The organism is Legionella gratiana, from assembly GCF_001467695.1.
In the GTDB taxonomy this organism is placed as follows: Bacteria; Pseudomonadota; Gammaproteobacteria; order Legionellales; family Legionellaceae; genus Legionella; species Legionella gratiana.
The window spans coordinates 1-24,650 of record NZ_LNYE01000005.1; the positions used below are offsets into that span (position 1 = coordinate 1).

Genomic DNA, 24,650 nt, shown 5'->3' on the forward strand with positions numbered 1-24,650 from the left:
TGGCAAGACCATTACTGCCCGATACATTAGAAATGGTTGCCGTTGCAATACTTGATGATGACCAACTCACAGAGCTGGTGAGATCTTGGGTGCTGGCATCCGAATAAGTACCAATCGCCGTAAATTGCTGGGTCAAACCTTTTGCGATTTGGGAGTTAACTGGAGTCACCGCAATGGAAACCAAAGTCGCATCTGTCACCTCCAAACTTGCAGTTCCCGCAACGAAACCTAATATTGCAGTAATCGTGGTGGTGCCAGAAGCTCCTCCGGTAGCAAGACCATTGCTTCCTGGAGCATTAGAAATCGTTGCCGTTGCAGTATTTGATGAAACCCAGGTCACTGCGCTGGTGATGTTGTATGTGCTGGAGTCTGAATAAGTGCCAATAGCCGTAAACTGCTGAGTGGTACCTTTTGCAATTTGTGAATTATCTGGAGTAACTGCAATCGAAACTAAAGTCGCATTCGTCACTGCCAAACTTGTTGAGTTTGCTACAGAACCTAATGTTGCTGTGATCGTGGTGGTACCGGAAGCCTCCCCAGTAGCAAGACCATTGCTTTCTGGTGCATTAGAAATCGTTGCGATGGCAGTATTCGATGAAGTCCAAGTCACTGCGTTGGTGATATCTTGGGTACTGTCATCCGAATAAGTACCAATCGCCGTAAATTGTTGGGTCAAACCTTTTGCAATTTGAGAGTTAACTGGAGTCACCGCAATTGAAACCAAAGTCGCATTCGTCACCGTTAAACTTGCTGTACCTGTTACACCACTTAATGTTGCTGAAATTGTCGTAGTGCCTGCAGACTTTCCAGTAGCACGTCCCTTAGTTCCTAAAGTATTAGAAATCGTTGCAACTGAAGAATCTGACGAAGACCAAGTCACCAAACTTGTTATGTTATGTGTAGTAGAATCTGAAAAAGTTCCAATAGCTATAAACCGTTGGGATGTTCCATTTGCAATTTGTCGGTTCTGAGGAACAATCGCGATCGAAACCAAAGTCGCATTCGTCACTGTTAAACTTGTAGTACCTGTTACACCACTTAATGCTGCGGTAATCGTGGTAGTACCGGGGGCCTCACCAGTGGCAAGACCTTTGCTTCCTAGTGTATTAGAAATCGTTGCGATTGCATTGTTTGACGATGACCAAGTCACTGTATCAGTTAAATTCTGTGTACTAAAATCTGAATAAGTTCCAATCGCTATAAATTGTTGAGTTGTACCTTTTGCAATTTGTGGGTTTGGTGGTGTAATCGCTATCGAGACCAAAGTCGCATTCGTCACTGTTAAACTTGTTGAACCAGATACTGAGTCTAATTCAGCCTTAATCGTTGTGGCGCCAACGGCTTTACCAATAGCAAGGCCCTGACTTCCTGACTGATTAGAAATCGTCGCGATTTCAGTGTTTGAGGATGACCAAGTCACAGAGCTGGTGAGGTCTTTTGTGCTGGAATCCGAATACGTTCCTATAGCCGTAAACTTCTGGGTTGTACCTTTTGCAATTGATGGATTGGTTGGAGTAATTGCAATAGAAACCAAACTTGGTTGAGCAACTACGCTAATATTTAAAACGTTAGTGCTGCTTGGTTGATAACACAGATTGGGATTAGGCGTCCCATTTCGATTAGCTTGACAAAGAAAGGGTCCCTCAGAAATACCTAAAGGAGGCAATGCGCTTCCGGTGATACTCAATGTGAGCGTACAGCTAGAAAGCGCTGAACCCTTAGGAGCAAGTTTACACGGCTCAGTTTGACTTACTCCTGCCAGAGGTTTCATTACTAATGTATGTGCTTTTTTTGATTGGTTTGTTACTGTGTATTTAACTGTTGCGCTGCCTGTTTTGCTCACTGTCACGGATGGAGGGTACCCTGCAACTTGAGTGAATGTCCATAAAGGTCCACCGGCTTGTGCTAGTGTCATGAATGAAAAAGCAAATACTCCAATGAGTAGTTGGATAAGCAAATTAATTCGCTTCATATTTGTATCCTTACGCAACAAATGCAGTAAACCTCAATCTATTGTGATATAAGGTGCTTGGGTTTTAAGTCAGAATTGAGTGTTTATTTTGAGACACTATCTAAATTGTTTTTTACTTCAATCAGTAAATTCATGGCTTACTTCTATTACCAATCATCTAAGATACAGATAAATGTAGTTTTGGGGGGCGGTTTCAAATTGGAACTAGTAATTTTCTTAAGAACAGTAGCGCTCGTTGTTTCCGTACCATATGATGAGGTATAAAACTTAACATTAAGACACACAAAAGATAACTCCATTACACTACCACTCCTTTCACTTCAGTGGGTATCAACTTAACATGTCATTAAGACATAATATAAGGGGGGTATATTATATCTTAAATACAAATAACTCAATCAAAATACTAACAATTTCATAAGAGATTTTTTCATGTTCTTTCTTTGCGTTTTTAAACAAACTGACCCGCTCACTAAATTAATAAGGGATTTCTACCAAGAAAAAAATTGGTCGACCAAAGTCGACCCTCTACTAATTCATATAATCAACAGGTGATGGAAAACTGATATAATTTTTTGTTAATTGCTTTTCATTTTGTTGATTTGGATTGGCATTTTGACACCAATCATCCGATTTGGGATGTTTTTCTCCTTTACTATTCCTTACAATACACGATTGCTTATTGACAATTTCAGCCTTATTGGTTGGACATTGTGAAGGATCTCCCTTACATGGAGCAAATTTTTCATTAACGATAAATGCATACTCATTATCATTTAAATCTGTAAAACGTACCTTAATTGGATATGCGGCTACAGTACCAACCCTAAATCCTGCTATCTGACTGTTAGTAGGCATAATAACGTCCTGTTTGTCTTGCTGACAATTGGGGTCACCAGCATCTTGATTCAATACACATACCCCATATTTCTTCAGCAAAGGGGTGCTTACTTTATCAACCATAGATTGCGGTACGCCTATCGCCACAGAGAAACCATCGGCATAGTTAAATTGCTGTTGATTTTCAAGACCTTGAGTTCCACCCACCGTAAAAATCAGCCCATCCCCTAACTCACTCATAAACCCCACTGCATCATCGACAGAAAATCCATAAGCATCCATAGAAAGATAATTTTTATCATGAATCAATTGCACATAAGGGTTAAACAATAACTCAGGAGTAATATTGGAGTCTTTATAGTTATATTGTAAATCATGAATATACATCGATTGAATCTTAGCATGGTCCCATCCAGGAATTTTAGTGTCTGCCAATGGATTAGCCGCAGCACCACATCCTTCGTTAAAAGGTACCCAACCATAGATATGATTAATCGCCCCCCAGTAATTAAACGGTACCGGCTTAGAACCAGGATTGATAGTACATTTTCCATCAGCATACATTTGTAAATATTGTTGATGATTTTGTTTGAAAAACTGCTGTAACACTTGAAGATTTGTTTTCAAATCTTGGGGGCAATCAATTTTTTGCGTGACGTATTTACTTATATCCTCATCCCAGGTGACACAAGAGCCCCAAAGATTTTGCATCCGTTGAACAGCTTCACCAAAGTGAAGTGCTTTTTTTTGCTCTTCAGTACATTCGCCTTGAATACAAGCCAATACAGTTAATACAGGTGGAAAACCATTTTGCGGTTTGACTGGTACATTATCTTCGGGAGGTAAGGTGCCCGAACGTTGTGCAAAAATATTATATCCACCCGGTAATTTCAATGCACTCAAATTATAAACTGGCCAGCCTTGTCCAATAGGTGTTTTCAGAAACGAGTTAAGATGCTCTCGAAAAGCACTTAAAGACTGTCCTGATCCGCTGTACCCAATATAGGGATTATTTTTAGGTCCTATCGCGATAGGCATATAAACATGATCCACATATGAAATATTGTACCCAACATTTTCTGGCTTTAATAAACGCAAGGACTGTTTCGGGGGCACAATAGAATCGCCAAAAGTGTACTCTGATAACTGTGCGTATATATCTTCTGGAAACTGAACATCGCTGGAATAAGTGCTCATTTTACATTCAGTATTTTCTCCCTGGCAACTGACATTAGAGGGTGTCGTCAATTCTTCATCTTTTTCATTACGAAGCCTATCGTTTTTATCAGCCAACACCACACGTCCACCATTCCACCAAGTAATATAACGCCCCTGCGATAATTCGCTATATAATGGGAGTGTAATCGTAACTGCTGTCCCTGGGGCAATTCCTGTACCTTCATTCACATATAACTTATAAACATAGTTTGTTGGGTAAGGTTCCGCAGTACGAAAGCATCCTTGAAGCCACTCATTGACAGCATTTTTACTGGTTGCTAAGATGGGATAAATCGTTGTTTCAGAATCGTTATAAATAGTTACTGTCTTTGGTTTGATCGTTACTGGATTGTCATTATAATCTTTACATTCAATGCTCTCTGCTACAGAAATCTTAGTCAACAATGACACGACAAAAAATCCAGTAAGAGTAATCATCTTTTTCGACATAGCAAGATTCCTTTTATTTGGGCACGTATTAAAAATAACACAATCAGTTCTTTAATAAATTCATAAAATTACAATTAACGCTTCTTTAACAAAAAAGCGTCTCAGGAAAAGCAACAACAATAATAAATTGATTTGCTTCATTTTTGTATTATTCATTTCTACATTTTTTGTTGGTTATAAAAATCTTTGAGACGAATAAGAGCAGTGAATGTCACGAGAATTGTAAATAAAAAAGCTAAGACAATAAAAGCATGAGGCCATAACATCATCGCGATAAAAAAAGAAAAGGCTTCAGCACGCTCCATAAGGCCTGGACTGTAGTGAAAGCTTTTTTGAGACTGATTTTCTGAAAAAATACCCACCACTAAAAAACTAGTAATACATAAAAGCATGCTTCCTAACATTAACATACACCATAGTCCTCGTTCTAAAGGAGCAACAGACCACAAAGTCAAAACGACAACAAACTCAACTAATCGATCAATCATAATATCTAATATCGATCCCCAATTAGATGTTTGCTGGCTAAAACGGGCTAAAGTACCATCTAATGTATCGCAATAACCGGATAAGAGCAGTAAACAAATCGCCAAAAGCTCCTGATGCATCACCAACGCTGGAAAAACAAGAATGCCTAATATGCCTGATAATAAGGTAATCTGGTTAGGTGTTACGAAATGCCCCAAGCGATTTGCTACTGGATTAACAAATATTTGTTGATAATAGTCCCTTAAATGTTGTTCAATCATGTAATTATCCTAATTTTTTGCAACCATCGAACCAATGTTCGTGTTTTGTTAGAAAATAATTTAGGTGCATAGAACGCCCCTGCTACACGTTTACTTATTTCACTTAACGTGGGATAAGGAACGATCACATCTGTAAACGTACGTAATGTTTTTTGCTCCTGTACCGCGATAACCCAAGGTAAAATAAGTTCACCAGCGTGTGGGCCAACAATAGTGACTCCTAAAATTTTGCCTTTTTTGTTGGTAATGACTTTAATTTTACCTTTTAGTGCACACTCTGTTTGAGCACGATCATTATCGGCAAAAGACCATTCAGTAATTTTCGTACCTGGATATTTTAATGCATCATTTAGGAGCAAACCAACATGTGCTAATTCTGGTTCTGTATAAGTAACCCAAGGTACCGCTCGATAATTAACTTTTGATGGTAATTTAAATACAAGATTACGCAATACAATCCCTGCTTGATATTCTGCCATATGAGTAAATTGATATGCCCCAGTCACATCACCAAGAGCATAAATGCTTTTATTACTTGTTCGTAAATGCGCATTCACTTCGATCGCTTTTGGCGTGTATTTAATTTTCGCTTTGTCCAAATCAAGATTATTAATATTTGCTTGACGACCTGTAGCAACAAGTACATGACTTCCCGTAATAGTTAATTGATCATTTTGGTAATTAAAGGATACGGTGATGTTACAATTTTCTTGGGATTTAATCTGTAATTCTTTGATATGCTCATAAATAGCAATATTCATCTTTTTTAATTGATCACGAACAATAGCAACACAATCAGTATCATCTTTAGGAAGAATATTTAAGACCTCCAAAAGAGTAACATCAGAACCGAGCATGGCAAAAGCTTGAGCTAGTTCACAACCAATTGGTCCCCCACCAATGACAATTAAATGGTTTGGTTTTTCTTTTAGAGAAAATATAGTTTCATTGGTCAGATAAGATATTTTATCTAATCCTGGAATAGACGGGATGAAAGGAGAGGTGCCTGTTGCAATAACAAAATAGTTACTTTGAATAACACTATCCCCTGCTTGTAGGGTATTAGGACTTAAGAATCGCCCTTCTGTTTGAATGACCTTTACTCCCAAAGATTCAAATCGCTGCACTGAATCATGCTGGGCGATATTAGTAATAACTTGATGCACATGATTCATCACTCGTTGGAAATCAATGGTCAATTCATTACTGTGTATTCCTAAACGTTCTCCATGTTTTGCATGATAAAACGCTTTTGCTGCAGCCAATAGTGATTTGGATGGCACACATCCATAATTTAAACAATCCCCTCCCATTTTATCTGCTTCAAGCAACGCGACCTTTAAACCCAATTGAGCGCAACCTGATGCAAGACTTAAACCACCAGGTCCACCACCAATAATAGTTAAATCGAACTTCATAATCTTACTTTTGTTAGTAGTACTTTGTTGTTTATGATGGCTACGAGTAAAAAAATGATAAATCGGTGAAATTAGAGAAAGTGCCCCTAATGCCAATAAAGCACCTATTATTTGAGGTTCAAAAATAATGTGAAGATCGGGACTTTGATTAGCAGCAAATACATGGCTCAGGCCATTGCCTGCTATTACATAAACTGCGGAACCTGGGATGATGCCAATCAGTGTTGCTAAGATAAATGTTTTAGCACTTACACCTAAAAGTCCAGGAACAATATTAACTACCCAAAAAGGAAATAGAGGAATTAATCGTAAAGTAAGCAAGTAAGAAAAAGCATTATGTTGAAACCCTTGGCGCATTCGCCCTATCCAGCCTGATGCTTTCTGAGCCAGCCACTCGCCTAAAGCGGTACGAACAGCGAAAAAGACTAGAGTGGCTCCTATTGTGGCACTGATAACCACAAAGACAGTACCCCAAACGATACCAAATAGAAAACCGCCAATCAAAGTAAGATAAACTGCGCCGGGGAAAGAAATGGCAACAAAGAATATATAACACCCCATAAAAAGCAAAGATGCGATAAGGGAATGTTTATTAGTCCAAGAAACAATCAAGGAGCGGTTTTCTCGAAACAGGTCAAAACTTAAATACTTATTGAGGCGAAAGCTAAAAAATAGTATCAAAAGTCCTACTAAAATGATTAAGGGTAACCATCGACGAATGACTGTTTTATTCATGAAAGCAATCCTTTTACTTAATCAATGATTCAGCAATTTGAGATAACTCATATTAAATCAATTGCCTAGCTTTATTCTATAATGGAATTCAATGTATGAACGTTATTATTCTTAGCATAATAATGCGTTAATTTATTTAATTTTATAATTCGTCCTTATCCAAAACGAGAAGCTTATGTGGAAGAACACCAATATAGTCGTGCCAACTAAGAGTTTCTTTATGAAATAAAAACTCAGAATTTGTTTTGATACTATTCATAAATTTGGGTATTAATGAGCTCAAGCACTTATACCCTATGATTTTTGTCCATATAAAAATAGCTAGATTCAGAAAAAGATTTTTAAAATGTTAGGAGAATTATCAATGATAAGCGACTTATAAAGATCATTATTAAGTTATCAGGAAGAGCTTATTAAAAAATTAATTGTTTAATTACATAAACGTTGATTACCTACGAAAAACGAATTCCCTTTAAATAATAACTATGAATTTTTTCAATAGAAATAAAATATGATTCAAAAACAACATCTCCTTACGGCTGCAAGTGATGATTAAGAGAAAAACTTAGAACAAGTCCCTTCCTGCTGTATGTGACGATAGGGCATATGATTTCTTATTAAATAAAAGGCAGAAATTGGTAAAAAAAAGTTTCGCTAGTATCATTGACTTAGGTAAATAGCATTTGCTATCTAACTGAATCTTATTAATATCTTCTGGTTGTAAATGACGACGCAACTGCTCTAAGTAGTCTGGATGCTCTAACCACCGCCGCATCAAATGAGTATCGACTTCCAAATGAAATTGGAGCCCTATACTGTTATGATAACAAAACGCTTGCACACATTGCTTGTTTTTTAAAAGAACATCAACACATGGGGCCGTCTGGTTTGCAAATTGATGCCATTGAAAAACATATATTGGCTGATCAAAGAGCCCAAATAAGTCATGCTCACCACATTTACTTATTCTTTTCCAGCCAAACTCAGGTTTATCTAAAGCATAACAGTCACCCCCCAAAGCAATATTTAATAATTGAGACCCTAAACAAATACCTAATATCGGTACTTCTTTAGCAAGTGCTACTTGCAACAATTCTATTTCATGAATTAGATGTGGGTACAAATCAAGCTCATTAGGATGCATAGCGCCACCTAATACAACAATGCCATGATAACGACTCACATCCACTCGTTGCTTAGGATCTCTGGCAAAATTGACATAGCGTATGCGCAGCTTCATCTTCTTTAAGGTATGAATAATAATACCCAAAGGCTCATAAGGAGAATGTTGTAAAACTAGAATTCGTGCCATCATCAATTCATTCGATTAGTTGTTTTAAGTATAGCCTGATGACCTCTGTAATTTAATGATCAAATGTTGGAATTTCTAATTTTTACTTAATTTTCACTTGTTATAATGTGGGAACACCTATCTTGATCAAATATGGAAAAACAATATGATTGAAACAGCTAAAAAAGCTCTTTTAGAGAACAACAAAGAAAATTTTAAACAAGAAATTGGGTTATACAGCAAAGAGCAGCTCAATGAAGTTGATGCACAAGGCAACTCTCTTCTGCATCTTGCTGTGCAGAGAGGCTCTTTAGGTTTCGTAAAATATCTGCTTACTAAAGGAGCAGATATTTCTTTGCAAAATAAGGAAGGCGACAGCGCCTTACATCTCGCAGTGCAACAAGGTTATTTTAATATTGTCCATGAAATGCTTGGAATGTCACCAGCAGCAAAGGACAGAAAAAGAAAAGCCAAATGGACTGATAAAGATCGCAGTGATAAGTTAGCCACACTTAAAAACTCCGAAAGTAAAGCATTAGCTTTACTCAATGTACCTAATAACAAAGGTGAAATACCGCTTATTATTGCAGCCAAACTAAAAGATGATCTCATCTACAAAAAGCTCTTACTGCTTGAATCAGCGCCTGGCTATACAAAAAGTCATATTGATAAAGCTTTGAGTCTGCGGCAAAAACATATAGGAAACGTGAACAATAACAGTTTTTGGTCCGCAATTTTGGAAACATTTTGTCCTTCTGCATCTATAGCAGAGTTAACTGAATCGTTTGCATATACTGGATTGTTAGCAGGAGCGAGCGCAGCAGTGGCCTTAGGTTTGAATATCGCATTTGCTGTTATTTCCATTTTAGGATTTAGCGCCATTATGTATGCGAATTATAAAAAAATTCAATCTGAAAAAAATGCTGCTGGAGCATTGGAAGAACTACAAGCGGAACAAGCTTTTTTACAAAGTATCAGAAAGAGGATAGCGTATCTTTCTTCACAACCATCACTAACTGCCGAGAACCAAAAGGAACTGGCGCTGATGAAAGAAGAATTAACAAAATCGATTCAAAAGCCAACTTTGGTAAAAGGCGATGAAAAAAATGCTGCTGATTATGTAACCCGAAAAGACAAAATTCTTGCTGCATTAAGTTCGATTGGCAGTTTTTTATGCACTTATTCAGGTTTATTGGGTATCACGGGATTAGGCTTGACTGTGGCTGCTGGAATTATGGGTACCAGTTTATCTGCACTTATCGTTGCTACAGGACCCATAGGAATAAGTGTAGCTTTGGGAGTTGGATTAATATTAGCTGGAGCCCTTGCCTTTTATCATTATGAAAACAGAAAGCAAAGCTATATGGTTTTTGGGGAGCAACGAGCTTCTATCTACAAGCTTCAGTATACTCTTTATAAAGAACAACAAGATCTTATTCATGGTGCTGATAAAGTTCTTAACCGCATTGATGATCTGCTTTATGGCTCATCCGAAAAAACTAAAGAACTGAAGATTGAAACACCGCCTCTCCAGGTGGAAAAAACATCTGAATCTGGACTTGATAAATATAATCATGGACATAAACCAGGGGAGATTTGTTCTATAGAAATAAAACAATTAAGTAGTAATGGTTTCATGAAAAAAACCCAAAGTTCAGCGAACATGATTAAAAATCCTGACGCTTTAGATGAACGTGTAGAACTGTGCAAAACAGCAAGTATCGCATAGGGATAGCTCCCCAAAGATATATGGGTTATACAAAGAGGAACCATCATTAATCTAGAGTCATTTTATAGTCATTTGATTGGTATGGCTCTCCTATCTGACTTATTTTGTTTGCTTTAAAAAAGCCATGAGTACTTAACGGTTCACTACGCTCCTGAATATCGCCAACTTCAGATTCCATTTTAACCTGATGAGTTGAGCTTTCTTGTAATCGTTCACGTAAATAATTACTAATTTCAGTTTGTTTACTTCCAATTGCTTTATTCAACGCATTCCGTATTGCTTTTTTCCCCGGCTTATTTTCAGGAATTTCGCATAAATACCGAACAATTTCCGGTTGCCTAAATTTAGTCGCTAGTATGAGGGCATTTTCAATAGCATCTTGATTAAGTGCGTCTATCTCATTCACACATAGATATTCAACAATCTCTTTTCTTCCCTTTTTAGCAGCAAGAAGCAAAGAGTCCTTCATAGATGTTTTTCTTGATAAATTTGTTGAGCTACGGCATAAAGTTGTAAACACCTCAGTATGATCATGATTGATTGCCTGAGATAAAGCTTGAACAAGAGCACGTTGGCGTGGTTTATTAGGGGATGTCATAGAGCAAAAATACTCAACTAAAGAAAGTTTTCCTGTTTTTGCTGCACTTATAACCCCTTGATCAATCACAGATTGATCCGGTGGGTTAGTTGATGAATTACAAAAAGAAGTAATTATTTCCATATGTCCGTTGGCAATGGCTTGCTCAAAGGCATTTTTAAATGTGGACTGGGATACTAATTTTTCGGGCGACTCATAAAAATATTGGGCTGCAAAAAAAAGGCCTAGCTGACAAGCCTTTATGAAAGTTCGTTCTATCACTACTGGGCGTGGGGTATTGCGGGATAAATTGCAAAGTATTTGTATTAGTTCCAATTGTTGATTGAGGGTTACTTGTTCAAATGCCTTTTCAATAGTAGATAATGTGGGATTATTTTGCTTAGTTTCAGCAATAAATGGAATAACATCCGTAGCTTCGACTTCTATTGCTAAATGAAATAGACTATTGATCACTGCTTGCTTAGGAAATGCAAAAGAAGACTGGTAGAAGTATTTAACAACATTCAAGTGATTATTGGTTATAGCCTGTTTAAGAATCGTGGCAATTTCATCAGTAGATGGTTCATAATCATAAGCATCATAAAGATAGTCTATGATGTTGACTTGCCCTTGCTGAGCGGCTAAACGCACAATTACCTCTATTTCATCTTGGCTTAAAAGCGTTTTATCGAGCCGCGCAAGATAATCTACTGTTTTCCATTGATTTTCTTTTGCTGCAGTAAGGATTGCTTGATTAAAAGATTTCGAAGCAATTTCATCTTGAAGAAGAGTGATTAAACCAAGATTCCCATATTTTGCTGCTTTAAGAAAAACGGTTTTACCTTCATATTCCTTGTGTCTCCAATCTAACCGTGCTATTGGATGAGTTTCTAACTTTTCAATAATCTGTTTTCTAAGTACTTCATTATCTATGACTGCAAGAATTTCAATAAGTACTCGTTCGCATTCGCTGACTGCACCTGATGAAGTGATAGGAGGCAATGATAATGCCTCGATAAAGGCATTTAAATCAAAGTACTCTCCATGATGAAGAAAAGCAATTTCAGCAATTTTTGCTTGAAAAGCATATTTATGGCCAAAATTAAATTTTGTTTGTGGTTTAATAAGAGAAAGTGCAGCAATTTTTCGAGTCGCATCAACCCAATTGTCTTCAATAATTTGATAATTACGACTGCTAAATGCAGATTCTGCAGTTTGCTCCAGAATGCACTCATTAAATTGCTGTGCAATTACTTCATAACGTTGGGAAAGTAAACGTCCACTTTCAGGGTATTTTTTTAACTGCTTTAACAATTCCTCATCTTCAAGAAGGTGTGGATAGAGTATCAGATTGTCAACAAGTGCTTGAAACACTAAAGAGGTTGCAGGATGTTTATTTCTCGAAAATGTCGTGAATAAAGCCGTTAATTGATAAACAATTTCAGGATCATTCGGATGTTTTATTGAAATTTGCTGAATAAGCTCTGTACTATTTTTTTTGTTAATTGCAGCAAATAGCTGAGGCTTATGAGGGATTAAATATAATACAGCTCCTTCATTATTGGATAATAGCTCTTGGGTAGTAATGTCATCAATTAAATCAGCCAAATCTTTTAAGACTAGTGGAGAACATTTAGAAACAATTAAATGAATAATCCCTGAAAGTTCTTCAATGATGATTTGTGGCTTATTCAGCGCCTGTTTTAACAGTTCTTGCCATTTCGGATCTGTGTGTTCACTAGAGTTAATTACTGCTTCAATTAAAAAAGGTAGCCCAAAAAGCTTGTGTAGGCTTAAAAAATTCTCTGGTTTTTGCGAGAATTCGAATGGATGATGTTGAGGAGAAATATTTTGAAGTTTCTGTTCATGAACCAAACCATTAAGTGAATATTGCTGTAGCCCTCGTTCATCACTAGCTGTTTTTTTGACGGCTTCCAAAAGAGTTTTCGCTTGTGGAAAACGATCAAGCAATGCATATAATCGAACAATTTCATTATCTTTATCATGTAAGGTAAAGAAATGATACTTAAGAAAATCATGAAGCAAGTATGTTTCTAACGTTTTTTTAGCACTGACTCCACGATGCAATAACCAAAGTATTAATGAAGCAAACCGTTCTGTATCACCAATATATTCCCGGAATAATCCCACAATTCCTAAAGGATTTTTTTGATGTGATAATAGTTTGTTGAAATCCAATAAATATCTTTTAACGGTTTCAACATCTTCATCAATTTGCATCTCGAATAATGTACGCTCTACTTTTTCTTGAATTTCATGATAATCTTTAAATAACTCTTTGTTTTTTTTATAAAAAGCAAGAGTACTTTCTTTATTCTCTTGAAGTAAAATCAAAAATAATTGATTTACTTTAGCAATTAACTGGGTTTGTTCTTTTTGAACTTTATTCAATAAATAGTTTAATGTAATAAGCAATAAAGAATTTTCTGAAAATTTTTGATTGCAGAACTTAAGATATTCCATGAATAAAGTATGTTTTTCTAATTCATTAATTTTCTCAGTTACCACCCCACCGCTGTACTTGGCGACACGTACCTCTCTAAGAAGTATTTGATGAGTTCTTTCCGCTTGATTTTGCTCTAGAGCAAGAAGCCCTTCGTTCAAAACCTTATCGGAAAGATGAAGTGGCTTTTCATCACCTTGAAGCCAGTTAAACAGTTCTCTGATGTCCATATTTTGACTCGATAGAAAAACATAAGAATAAGATGTACTACAAATGAACCCAAGTCAATCTATTATTTACTTTAAAATATGGTACAAAGAGGATAATGATCTTCTACTTTGAAGAAATGGAAAATAAAATGGCAAAAAGATTAAATGCGAACCTTTGTTTTTTCAAATTCAGGGGAAATCACTCTATAATAACCACTATAATACTGTCATGACATACATGATTAAATTGCGATAGTATGTATGTATGTTTGATAATGCCAGTTTTGCCATCAGATCAACCACGCATTCAAGTAGCATCCCCCATATAACTCGTAATTTAAAGTTTAATGAGTATAATTAAAATTTTTCCATCGTGGTGTAAGTTCTAATGCAATGAACTTAAATAAACGCCCACTTTAGTGCTTTTCAAAAACAGATGAAATAAGGACATCATTCATGAAAATATCTATTGTAGTTACAAACAACAAAAAATCGAATCCTAATGATTTAATAGCTAATTCCCTAGATAGAATAAAGAACTATATTGATAAAGAGTTTCCGAATCAGTATCAAATTCAAGAGCTAGAACACTCTATCACTAAAGAAAATCTAACGCTGAATTTTTCTTGCAGAACCATTGGCAAGGAAATAGAAAATAATAATGACGTCGAAGAAATACAAAGCTTAGTCACCAAAGCTAATCTAAAAAAAATCGTTCACATGGATAATACATTTGATATTAGTGAAATAATCATTACTCCCACTAAAAAATTAGGAGCGATAAAAAGAATAGATGCTGATACAGTAAAAATCGATCCTTATTTTGCCGATTACTGCGCAAGACACCTTTCTTATTGCAAAGATATGCTAAAAAGAGATGTTCAAAATATCATCATAGAATACGAACAAAAAGCCAATAACGATGAGTATTGCACAGGAAAGTTCGAAGAAAAATACATTAAAAATACTCTAAATAAACCTCGTTCATCCAATTTAAATAATGTTTATCATTGCTTTGCAACCGTTATATTGAAAAATGATAACTTCAAAAATAAACTGATATCTTCTGGAATTAGAACCGTTCTAATGAAAAATAATGGAAATGACATTACACTAGAGGTTGAGACTTCTAATGAGGCACACTACTCTTACTCCATCAAAAAGGCCCATTCATTATTGACTCCCTATTCTGAGTCATTGCCACTTCTAGCAGTAGGTATGTATGCAGTCAAAATAAATGGTGAAGATCCTGATCCCTTTGAACAAAATACACGCTTACTCAGCAACAGTAATTTCTTTTAGTCGCGTATTCCACTCGTTCGCCGACACTGATTGCCCTTGCGTAGCCCGTATTAATAAAGCAATACAGGCTACTCTTCAAATTATCGTACAAAATAAGTGTACTATTGAGAATGGATCATACCTCTGGCTTATCTAACTAATACAAAGAAAATTATGCCCCCATTTATCTGCAACAAAAACCTGGGGGCCACTTATTTATTTCCGAAATTGTGCTAATAATTGTAAGGTTTTTTCTTTGGATATCTGTCCAACGGAACTTAAATCAGTAAGCTGTTGACCTTGCTTATCATAAAAAAGCATAGTTGGGATACCATAAATATGGAACGCTTGACGAATCTTAGCTACTTCTTCTGTCTTTTCACTTATATCCACACGAAGATTTACAGAACCTTGCATCGCACTAATGACTGTAGCTTGATTAAAAACATGCTTATCCATAGCCTGGCAGTCACTGCACCATCCAGCAAAAAACTCAATAAAAACACGCTCATTATTTGCCTTGGCTTCAGCTAATTTTGCGTTAACTTCTTGAAGAGTATGCACTTTAATAAATGGAGGATGTGAAACAGATTGAATTTCAGAAGCAGAGATAGATGTAACCGTTTGATAAGTTAAAGCCCCTGCCCCCATTATAGATAATAAAGCTATCCCTTGCATCAATCGTCCAGCTAAGCTCTGCTCCTGACGAAAAGCCCCAAAAACCCAAGCATTCATAAGCAAGACAACAATCCACAGCAAATCAATCCAAAATTTCGGTACAACACGGCTTAATAACCAAACTGCCATAGCAAACATCATGATGGCAAAGACTTGTTTGATACGCACCATCCAAGGTCCTGATCCAGGTAAAAAACGACCGTATCCAGCCCCTACAATCAACAAAGGTAATCCCATTCCCAACGCCAAAACAAATAACAATAAACCACCTTGGAGAACATGATTGCTCTGGGCAATATAGGTTAGAATGCCAATTAAAGGTGCTGTGACACAGGGTGATACGACTAAGGTAGATAAAACACCCATTAAAGTTGCTGAAAAAATACCCCGTTGCCGTGAGCGGTTAGAAGTAAACTGCATAAACGTTGGAAATCGAAACTCAAACACACCTAACAACCATAAAGCCATCAATATAAATAAAAAGCTGAAACTCCCGATAATCATTGGTTGTTGCATGAGCGTTTGTACCGTTGAACCCAACCATGCTGCCAACATCCCCGCAATCGCATAAGTAACAGCCATACCAAGAACATAACCTAAAGATAATTTAAATGCTTGAGATCCACTATTAGCACCTTGACCCGTGATGATACTGGATAAAATTGGTACCATAGGTAAAACACAAGGCGTAAATGCTAATAAAACACCCAGGCCAAAGAAAATAGCCAAATAAAAAATCGGACTATGATTTTGAATAAACAGCATCGTATCCGCAGGATTAGTACCAATACCCGATGCAAAAACAGAATAGGACATAAATGTCATCAATAGAGACAAAATTAGTTTTTTCATTTTGATTCCTTAAAAATTATTTTTTTGAATTTAAAAATAAAATAGAATCAAATGGGAGGACGATAAATTTCATCTAATGGAGAACTGTATTTTGAAAAAATAAGTAAAAAACTTAACAAACCGATAAGACATTGTAATATCAATTGTGATGTCAAATAAAATTCGTCTTGAACCCAATAAGAAGCAGAAAAACAGCTACTGCTCACAACTTGTTGTGTGGAACAAGGTGTTACGGCAAAAGAAAGAAGTGCAGGTGAACCTATACTTTGTTTTGGACATGTTGGCAATTTGAGTGGTGCAATAAGAACAGCACTCATAAGTAACAACATGATAAGCGAGCGGTATTTGTGCATTCAACGACCGTAACATAAAAAACACAATGAATCAAGGTGCTAAAAATCAATTTCCTCTAGATATGATTTAATCACACTTTAAATCACCCTATTTCCTCTTATTTAAGATTATTTTAAAAAATTAGATAAAAACGATGGTGATTAAAACCAGTTCATCTACAATGATTTATCTGTTTAACTCGAACAAACAGCTTGTAACTCAACTGTTCCTAAATTGATAAGGTTGATTTGTGTACCTGATTCCGCTCTCACAGATACTGAGCTGTTGGGTTTAACCTGAATTAAAGTTCCTTGACCAGTAGATAGTTTTTTTCCATTGATAACCCCACTATTTTTTATTACATTAATTTTAATTTTACTGTTATTTTGGTGTGTGCTTTGTACAACACACGTAGCATTTAGTGTCCAAAGAGTGTTATTGGCAAGTAACTTAGTTTCATTGGGACTAAGCTTAATTATTTTTTGCGCGCTTGCTTGGAAACAGAATAATTCAAAAATAATAAAAAGAGATAAAGTTAGAGTTTTATTCACGTTGCATCCTTAATGACAACCATAACATTAAATTAAAACAATTAGGTCGTATTTTAAACAAATAACATTAAGGTTTCATTAACTCAGATAATCTTAGATACTCCTACCAAGCTTTGCACAGGACAAAGCTATTACAACAGGATTGAATTGTTCCGCGCTCTCGAAAACCGGATGCTGGAAATCTGCACATCCGATTCTAAGGAGAGCTTTGCTTTGGTAACTCAACAAACTTACTTGATTAGAACTCGTTCGAATATCAGAAATTAAAGTAGCTTCTATCATAACAGTATAAAATCTCTTTCTTTTGTCCTATCATGACTGTAGTGATGATTGGGGTTGAGAGAACTTTTACTTTTGTAACTTTTTGGAGGCTACAAACACGCTCACTCGAATCAATCTTTAAGAAATAAAAACCTCCTACAGGAGTTACGGTGTCTGATAAATAGTACACATTATTACGAGATTCTACATCAACAAAAGTAGGTGCAGCTGTTACACCTTGAATGTTAACTTTGTTATTAACTTCTGTCACATTTGCATTTACATCAACGTTTGTAGTGTTCACATTGGTGGAGGAGTCGTTTCCATTGGATTGAGTTCCTTGACCATTATTTGAAGGCGTAGTCGCAGGAGTGCTTCCATTCGTAGAAGGTGTCGTGTTTCCATCCGTAGAGGGCATCGTGCTTCCATCCGTAGAGGGCATCGTGCTTCCATTCGTAGAGGGCGTCGTGCTTCCATTCGTAGAAGGTGTCGTGTTTCCATCCGTAGAGGGCGTCGTGCTTCCATTCGTAGAGGGCATCGTACTTCCATCCGTAGAGGGCATCGTACTTCCATTCGTAGAAGGCGTCGTAGATGTTGAAGAATTAGTGCTTGAATTTGCATTATTAGATTGGCTCATATCATCGTTTTCAACAGCAAAAGCCATAGCACTACTTAAAAGAAGCACTGCATATAAAATAGATCCTTTTTTACTCATTTTCATTCTCCCTAAAAATTTAGAAACAATAATGATATTAGCATAAAATCAACATTTATTTTTAATCATAGGAGTTCATTGTATTCATTATCAGACATTTAATAGTTTTTAATCCATAAACCTAGAAAAATTCAATTATGATCTTGCAGACTACCTCATTGATCGACATAATTCGACTTTATTCATTTGAAGGGTTAATAATGGAATTTCTAAGTCAATATGGTATGTTCCTTTTAAAATCTATAACCATTGTTATTGCAATTTTGGCAGTGTTCGCTGGTTTTTTTTCTATAAGCCGCAAACCCAAACATAAATTAGAAATTACCTCATTAAATGAGCATCTTGATCACATCAGTTCCATGATGAATAAAGAAGTTCTTGGTAAAAAAATACCAAAAAAGAAAAAATATAAAAATGAAGAACAACCAACTTTGTATGTCATTGATTTTCATGGAGATATAAAAGCCTCGCAAGTAGAACAACTTCGAGAAGAAATTACTGCAATACTTTGTACTGCAACCTCCCGAGACGAAGTTCTAGTTCGCTTAGATAGTCCAGGTGGAATAGTCAATAGTTATGGATTAGCTGCCTCACAATTACAACGTATTCGCGATAAAAATATTCCCCTAACTGTAAGTATTGATAAAATGGCAGCAAGCGGTGGTTACCTCATGGCCTGTGTCGCTAATCAAGTTATTGCTGCCCCTTTTGCAATCATTGGCTCTATAGGTGTTGTAGCACAAATACCTAATTTTCATCGCTGGCTTAAAAAACATGATATCGATGTAGAATTATTAACTGCTGGAGAATACAAACGAACATTAACCCTTTTCGGGGAAAACACCGAAAAAGGTAGGGAAAAAGCTCAGGATGACTTGGAAAAGATACATGCCGCATTTAGAAATTACGTCGCTGCTAATCGCGATCAACTAGATATTGATAAAGTATCTACTGGGGAACATTGGTTAGCAAAAGATGCTTTTGATCTAAAACTCATCGATAAATTATGCACAAGTGATGATTATCTCCTCGAGAAAATCTCGAATTATAAAGCATTTAAACTTACTGTTCCTCCTAAGACCCTTCTGGCAAATAAACTACTTAAACCCATATTGCGACTGATGCATCCTTGGGGTTAATGAGCCATTAGAAAACTTTTAAAATTCAGGAAATTAACATTCTTAATAGGTAAACTGTTGAAATTGGGATAATGGTATATAATTAACTTATATTACAGAGTGGAGTGAGTTATGAGTGACTTTAAATCAAAATTACCTGATCTCAAGGAATTAGCTTCAATGACAAGCAAACTATATACGGACATCAAAAAAAGTGTAGGAGAGATAGTCCAATCCTATAAAGAAAATAGAGCACAGCAAGAGAGTGAACAGGCACAAGCTGCTCCAGAAACACCGCCTGCTAAAGAGGAAGTAAAAGCCGAAAGTAAACCTGTTCAAGAGGCTCAACCTGTACAAGAAGAAGTGAAGACTGAAAGTAAACCTACTCAAGAAGCTCAACCAATAAAAGAAGAAGTGGAAACTGAAAATAGCCCAGTTCAAGAAGAAATACCTGATTCACATGAACAAACTTCTGATGCGCCAACAACTGATGATAGCAAAAAATAATAATTCTATTTTTTTGTTATCTTATCGTATAAATTAATAGAGCGACTCCTGACATCTAAGAGAAAGCATTAACTGGGGTCTGTATATTTCGTTTGCAAGCTATTGAGAAGGAATCCAGCACAATACTGCATTGAAGTTTTGAACTGGATTACTTCTCTTGGTTCGCGATGACGACTATATCTGACTCTGGATATACTCCATAAGCGTTCACGCCAAATACAGCCTTTCACCAAGAGGAACGCATACCCCCTGGACGATACTATACTCTTGAACGTTATACTCCGTCAGGACGAGTAAGGCCATATTTTCTCATTTTCTCTACTAAAGTAGTGCGTCGCATGTTCAAGTAATTCGCTGCATGAGCGACAACCCAATCCGATTCATTTAATGCTTGACTAATAAGAGCTAACTCAGTTTTCACTAAATGTTCTTTTAAATCTATGCCTTCTGTACTTGTAGCCGTTCCCTGACTTATTACTTGCAATAAAGCTTCTCGTTCAGACTCAAAATATGCAGGCTTATATTCACCACGTATCTTTTGCGGTAGATCTTCTTTACTCAAAATACCCTTGGGATACAAAATCGTTAATCGTTCCACTAAATTAGCCAGCTCTCTAATATTACCCGGCCAACTGTATTCTGATAAAGCAGCCATTGCATCCGGCATTAGATGAACAATTGGCCTCTTTTCACTTTCGATACGTGCGATCAATTCGTTAAATAAAAGTGGAATATCCTCTGCCCTTTCTCTTAATGGTGGCATTTCAATGGGAAACACATTCAGCCTATAAAATAAATCCTCTCTAAATTTTCCTTCTTTGATTGCTTTTTCTAAATTCCGATGAGTCGCGGCTATAATTCTAACATTCACATCAATACTTTTATTGGAGCCTACTCGTTCAAAACAATGTTCTTGCAATACACGTAACAATTTGACTTGCATAGGTAAAGGCATATCCCCTATTTCATCAAGAAATAAAGTACCGCCATTTGCTAACTCAAATCTGCCCTGCCGAGAAGTAATCGCCCCCGTAAAAGCACCTTTTTCATGACCGAATAATTCACTTTCAAGGAGTTCTCCAGGAATAGCGCCACAATTAATTGGTATAAAAGGCTTGTTTGCTCTTGATGAAAATGCATGTATGTTACGAGCAACTACCTCTTTTCCTGTTCCCGACTCTCCTAAAACTAAAACACTCGCCTCAGTATCAGCTACTTGCTCAATTAATCTACGTACAGTGCGGATACTCAAACTATTTCCTACTAAACTTCGGAATAAAGGATTTCTATAATTACCGATAGTGATAGACTTTGCTACTTCTTGAGAAATTTTACATTGATGTAGTGCTTCCATTATTTGCACATAACTAAATGGAAAAGGTTGACAAGAAACAACATTACGTAAGATACATTGAGAATTGTTTAACTTTTGACCAATAACTATAATTGGTACCTTGAGAAATTTACTTACTAATGCATCAAGCTCATGTAGCGTTTCTTCAACTAATTTGCTTGCACCAAGAAGAATCACATCAGGATTCGAATCAGCAAAAATTTGCCATTGACCATACATACTGACTTCAGTTGATTCACCGATAAACTCAAGTATAGTTCGCAACTTTTCACCACGACTTTTATTATTATCAATGATATAAACCTTGTCATTAATACTCATAAACTTATCCTAAGTCTTATCTTTTTATACCCTCACTCTTATAATTAATATAGTAAGAAATCATTAATAATTAAATTATCGATAACACACTATCGTTTTAAATGAGTTGCACAAATTACCAAAACATAACTCTTGACTCCCGATTGTTTTAGTAGCACCAACCTGAGTTTCTTTAACAAAAGATTTAGCTTGTATGAAACCCATTCGACTACAAAAGGAGTTTGCTGCACGTGCACCGCAACCTTTTTTTTGTTCATAGCACCAATCTACGCGATAATCATTATAACGAGGAGCAGTAAAACGTTTCTTTCGATAATGATAAGATTTAGGCGGAGTATGTGATAAGTTGATAACACAAGCAATCGTCATAAAACCATTACAGCGCCATCCTTTACAAAATTTACTAGTTGATATGTAGTGTGTTAAACCAATGTTATAAGCGATTTCATTTTGACTTGCATAATCATAACCTAGGATTTGGCAATAACGATCAGCTACCACTTTGCCGCATTCTTTACCATCGGCAGTACAATAATCTAGACGCTCTCCCAAAAAAGTAGGATTCCAAAAACTACGAAAAGCTTTATTTTTCTTTTCAGCCATATCCGAATAGCTTTGCAAAGAACAAAATAAAAAAACAAAAAACAAAAAATATCGAAAATTAATCATTAAAAGCAATCCCTTAGTGATTACTAACTCATGTTAGCTGATGAGACTATACGGCACAAGTGTAGCATACAGTAATGGATCTAAGTTAAACGTTTTTTGCTATTCTCCTCATCTCCACGCCTCGTGGCTTATCCCTGAAAGCCACGGGACGTGGAGAATTAGATCTAACGGTTTTTTAGAGATATGTAGAAAGTTCGAGTTTTCGCTAGGGACAAGCTTTATGGATAACGTTCGTTTAACGACATACAATGGCATAGAAATACCTTTTATGTTCGAGCTTAATTTATCCTTTTATCTTATAAAACCATCCCATTTACCTGACTGTCCCAAAGTTTTTTAAAATAACTCTCTTGGTTATTGATCAATGCATCAAAAGCACCCTCTTCGATGATCAGGCCATTTTCCATTACGACAATTCTATCCATATGACGAATAGTAGACAAACGATGAGCAATAGCAATAACCGTTGCCTTGTTTTGCTCCAGCATTTCATTAATTGACTGTTGAATTTCTTGTTCCGAAATGCTGTCAAGGCTTGAGGTTGCCTCATCCAGGATAACAATTGATGCATTTTTTAAAAATGCTCTCGCAATTGCAATACGTTGTCGTTGCCCCCCTGAAAGCTTCACCCCACGTTCACCAACAAGAGTGTCATATTTTTCCGGCAATGACTCAATAAAATCATCGATATTAGCCATAGCTGCCGCTCCCTTTATTTCCTGAAGTGTTGCATCATCCTTTGCATATCCTATATTTTCACCAATAGTACGATGAAAAAGCATAATATCTTGAGGAATAAGCGCAATTTGGTGCCGCAATGAGTCAGATGTAATACTCGAAATAGGCTTATCGTCAATCAAAATTTGGCCTGAAGTAGGTTTAAAATTTTTCAATAACAATGAAATCAAGGTGGATTTTCCTGCTCCAGAATGACCTACTAGACCAATCTTCTCGCCAGGTTTGATGTGTAAATTAAGATTTGCAAATACTGACTTGCCTTCATTATAAGCAAAAGACAATTGACGAAATTCAATTTTGCCTTCATTTATTTGAAAAGCTTGTGCATGAGATTCATCAAGTGATTCATGAGGCATGGATAAAATGTTAAAAGAAGATTTGAAATCACCAATTTCTTTTAAAAAAGTACAAAGACTACTCATAAGTGTCCATAAATCAAAAGAAATAGTAATTGCTGTAAGCATAACAAACAGAAAATCACCCGTTGAAATTTCTCCATGAGTACGAAGGTAAATCATAAATAAAAAAACAGTAATTAACATGAACCAATAAAGCACTGAGCCAATCATATTAAATTTAAAATCATACTGATAAAGCGCTATTTGTCGCGGTACAAAATCATCAGCCATCAATTGCGTAACACGCTGATGTTCAAACCGGCGTTTGGCAAAATAAAATAAGGAAAATATATTGGTAATATTATCCGAAAGAACGCCCATCACTTGGTGTTTACTCTCCGCTGTTTTATTAGATAGCTGATTTAATTTAAGCGCCATAGGTAGCATGACTGCCATAACTAACACACACCAAGCAAGCATAAAGCAAAATACACTTAGATTAACCACTAAAAGCACAAAAACCGAGACAACAACGACACAAAAATGCTTCCCTACAATATGATGAATATTCGCAAAAACACTGTCGTAGCCATCCAAAAGCCCCTTTAATTTGCTGATTACAGTTCCACTTGGCGTATTTTGAAAATAACTATATGAATGATATTGCACATAATTATAGGCAGAAGATAACAATCTTTGTCGCGCATAAGGCTCTGCTTTCCACTCTGCAAAATCGCTAATTCTCCAGACTACATCCAAAGTAATTTGCGCTATGATAAATAACAAAATAGGAAATAGTAGTTGATGATACGAATTAATTGTTTCATTGGAAAAAGCATCAACAATTAGTTTAAAAGAATAATTATTCGCAAAAATATATAAAGCAGTGAGCACTGGTGCCTGCAGCATAAGTACATACCACCATCGATAAGGCTTAATTACCTGCCATAAAAAATTCCAGACTGAATGGAATGGGTATTTTAAATCTGAAGTGTTCATTTACGGTGCTCAATGCTCGACATGAAAAATCAACACAGTATACCACAGCAAGATTATCACACACCCATAAATATTCATTTTTTAATCAATATGAACATATTAAATCCTAAATCGTTTAATCAATTTTCTAAATATAAAAATGGAAGTTGTCATTTATCAATGACAACGGTAGACTTACAATTTCTTTAAGTCCCGGTGGCACAGCTGGATAGCGCAGCCCCCTCCTAAGGGGCAGGTCGGAGGTTCAAATCCTCTCCGGGACGCCAATAGAATCAATGGGTTA

At 36.2% G+C, this 24,650-nt stretch carries 17 protein-coding genes and 1 tRNA gene; 5 read left to right on the forward strand and 13 right to left on the reverse strand.

Annotation, left to right across the window (positions count from 1 at the left end; genetic code table 11):
- The 5 genes from Lgra_RS02260 to Lgra_RS02280 form a co-directional block, all read right to left on the reverse strand.
- Window positions 1-1,972, reverse strand: a 1,972-nt coding sequence (locus Lgra_RS02260; protein WP_157068245.1) for a beta strand repeat-containing protein, incomplete at its 3' end; no start/stop codon positions are given.
- Between the two features lie 531 nt (window positions 1,973-2,503).
- Window positions 2,504-4,480, reverse strand: coding sequence for a hypothetical protein (locus tag Lgra_RS02265; protein ID WP_058497666.1), 1,977 nt, complete (start codon window positions 4,478-4,480; stop codon window positions 2,504-2,506).
- Window positions 4,481-4,638: 158 nt separating this feature from the next.
- Window positions 4,639-5,229, reverse strand: a complete 591-nt coding sequence (locus Lgra_RS02270; RefSeq protein WP_058497667.1) for a CDP-alcohol phosphatidyltransferase family protein — start codon at window positions 5,227-5,229, stop codon at window positions 4,639-4,641.
- The gene (locus tag Lgra_RS02275) at window positions 5,226-7,382 is read right to left on the reverse strand and encodes an FAD-dependent oxidoreductase (RefSeq protein ID WP_058497668.1); all 2,157 of its coding nucleotides are present in this window, start codon (window positions 7,380-7,382) and stop codon (window positions 5,226-5,228) included. Before Lgra_RS02275 ends, Lgra_RS02270 begins: the two co-directional genes overlap by 4 nt.
- Before the next feature lie 565 nt (window positions 7,383-7,947).
- Window positions 7,948-8,694, reverse strand: coding sequence for a type 1 glutamine amidotransferase (locus tag Lgra_RS02280; protein ID WP_238584331.1), 747 nt, complete (start codon window positions 8,692-8,694; stop codon window positions 7,948-7,950).
- Between the two features lie 145 nt (window positions 8,695-8,839).
- Here Lgra_RS02280 and Lgra_RS02285 point away from each other — a divergent pair, with 145 nt between their 5' ends.
- Window positions 8,840-10,402: an ankyrin repeat domain-containing protein gene (locus Lgra_RS02285; protein WP_058497670.1), complete on the forward strand. Its 1,563-nt coding sequence runs from the start codon at window positions 8,840-8,842 to the stop codon at window positions 10,400-10,402.
- A 46-nt stretch (window positions 10,403-10,448) separates the two neighbouring features.
- Here Lgra_RS02285 and Lgra_RS02290 read toward each other — a convergent pair whose 3' ends face one another.
- Window positions 10,449-13,673: an ankyrin repeat domain-containing protein gene (locus Lgra_RS02290; protein WP_058497671.1), complete on the reverse strand. Its 3,225-nt coding sequence runs from the start codon at window positions 13,671-13,673 to the stop codon at window positions 10,449-10,451.
- A 435-nt stretch (window positions 13,674-14,108) separates the two neighbouring features.
- Here Lgra_RS02290 and Lgra_RS02295 point away from each other — a divergent pair, with 435 nt between their 5' ends.
- Window positions 14,109-14,954: a hypothetical protein gene (locus Lgra_RS02295; RefSeq protein ID WP_058497672.1), complete on the forward strand. Its 846-nt coding sequence runs from the start codon at window positions 14,109-14,111 to the stop codon at window positions 14,952-14,954.
- Between the two features lie 195 nt (window positions 14,955-15,149).
- On the opposite strand, the gene dsbD is transcribed toward Lgra_RS02295, so the two are convergent.
- From dsbD to Lgra_RS02315, 4 genes are all read right to left on the reverse strand, one after another.
- Complete coding sequence (gene dsbD, locus Lgra_RS02300; protein ID WP_058497673.1) at window positions 15,150-16,463, reverse strand: protein-disulfide reductase DsbD; 1,314 nt, start codon at window positions 16,461-16,463, stop codon at window positions 15,150-15,152.
- Between the two features lie 47 nt (window positions 16,464-16,510).
- Entirely contained in the window at window positions 16,511-16,816 is a 306-nt protein-coding gene (locus tag Lgra_RS02305; RefSeq protein WP_058497674.1) for a lpg1681 family protein, read from the reverse strand.
- 174 nt (window positions 16,817-16,990) lie between these two features.
- A complete protein-coding gene (locus tag Lgra_RS02310; RefSeq protein ID WP_058497675.1) occupies window positions 16,991-17,347 on the reverse strand; it encodes a hypothetical protein in 357 nt (118 codons plus the stop codon).
- Between the two features lie 256 nt (window positions 17,348-17,603).
- On the reverse strand, window positions 17,604-18,323 hold the full coding sequence (locus tag Lgra_RS02315) for a hypothetical protein (protein ID WP_058497676.1): 720 nt from the start codon (window positions 18,321-18,323) through the stop codon (window positions 17,604-17,606).
- Window positions 18,324-18,523: 200 nt separating this feature from the next.
- On the opposite strand from Lgra_RS02315, the gene sohB reads away from it, so the two are divergent.
- Complete coding sequence (sohB, locus tag Lgra_RS02320) at window positions 18,524-19,462, forward strand: protease SohB (RefSeq protein ID WP_058497677.1); 939 nt, start codon at window positions 18,524-18,526, stop codon at window positions 19,460-19,462.
- A 111-nt stretch (window positions 19,463-19,573) separates the two neighbouring features.
- Window positions 19,574-19,948, forward strand: a complete 375-nt coding sequence (locus tag Lgra_RS18185; RefSeq protein ID WP_065231745.1) for a hypothetical protein — start codon at window positions 19,574-19,576, stop codon at window positions 19,946-19,948.
- 274 nt (window positions 19,949-20,222) lie between these two features.
- Here the strand turns inward: Lgra_RS18185 and Lgra_RS02330 are convergent, their stop codons facing one another.
- The 3 genes from Lgra_RS02330 to Lgra_RS02340 form a co-directional block, all read right to left on the reverse strand.
- Window positions 20,223-21,623 carry a sigma-54 dependent transcriptional regulator gene (locus tag Lgra_RS02330; protein WP_058497678.1) on the reverse strand — a complete coding sequence of 467 codons (1,401 nt, stop codon included), beginning with the start codon at window positions 21,621-21,623 and terminating at the stop codon, window positions 20,223-20,225.
- Window positions 21,624-21,698: 75 nt separating this feature from the next.
- Window positions 21,699-22,292 (reverse strand): hypothetical protein, encoded by a 594-nt coding sequence (locus Lgra_RS02335; protein WP_058497679.1) that lies wholly within the window; start codon window positions 22,290-22,292, stop codon window positions 21,699-21,701.
- 296 nt (window positions 22,293-22,588) lie between these two features.
- Window positions 22,589-24,367 carry an ABC transporter ATP-binding protein gene (locus Lgra_RS02340; protein ID WP_058497680.1) on the reverse strand — a complete coding sequence of 593 codons (1,779 nt, stop codon included), beginning with the start codon at window positions 24,365-24,367 and terminating at the stop codon, window positions 22,589-22,591.
- A gap of 189 nt (window positions 24,368-24,556) precedes the next feature.
- Here Lgra_RS02340 and Lgra_RS02345 point away from each other — a divergent pair.
- Window positions 24,557-24,633, forward strand: a tRNA-Arg gene (locus Lgra_RS02345).
- The last annotated feature ends 17 nt before the right edge of the window (window positions 24,634-24,650 follow it).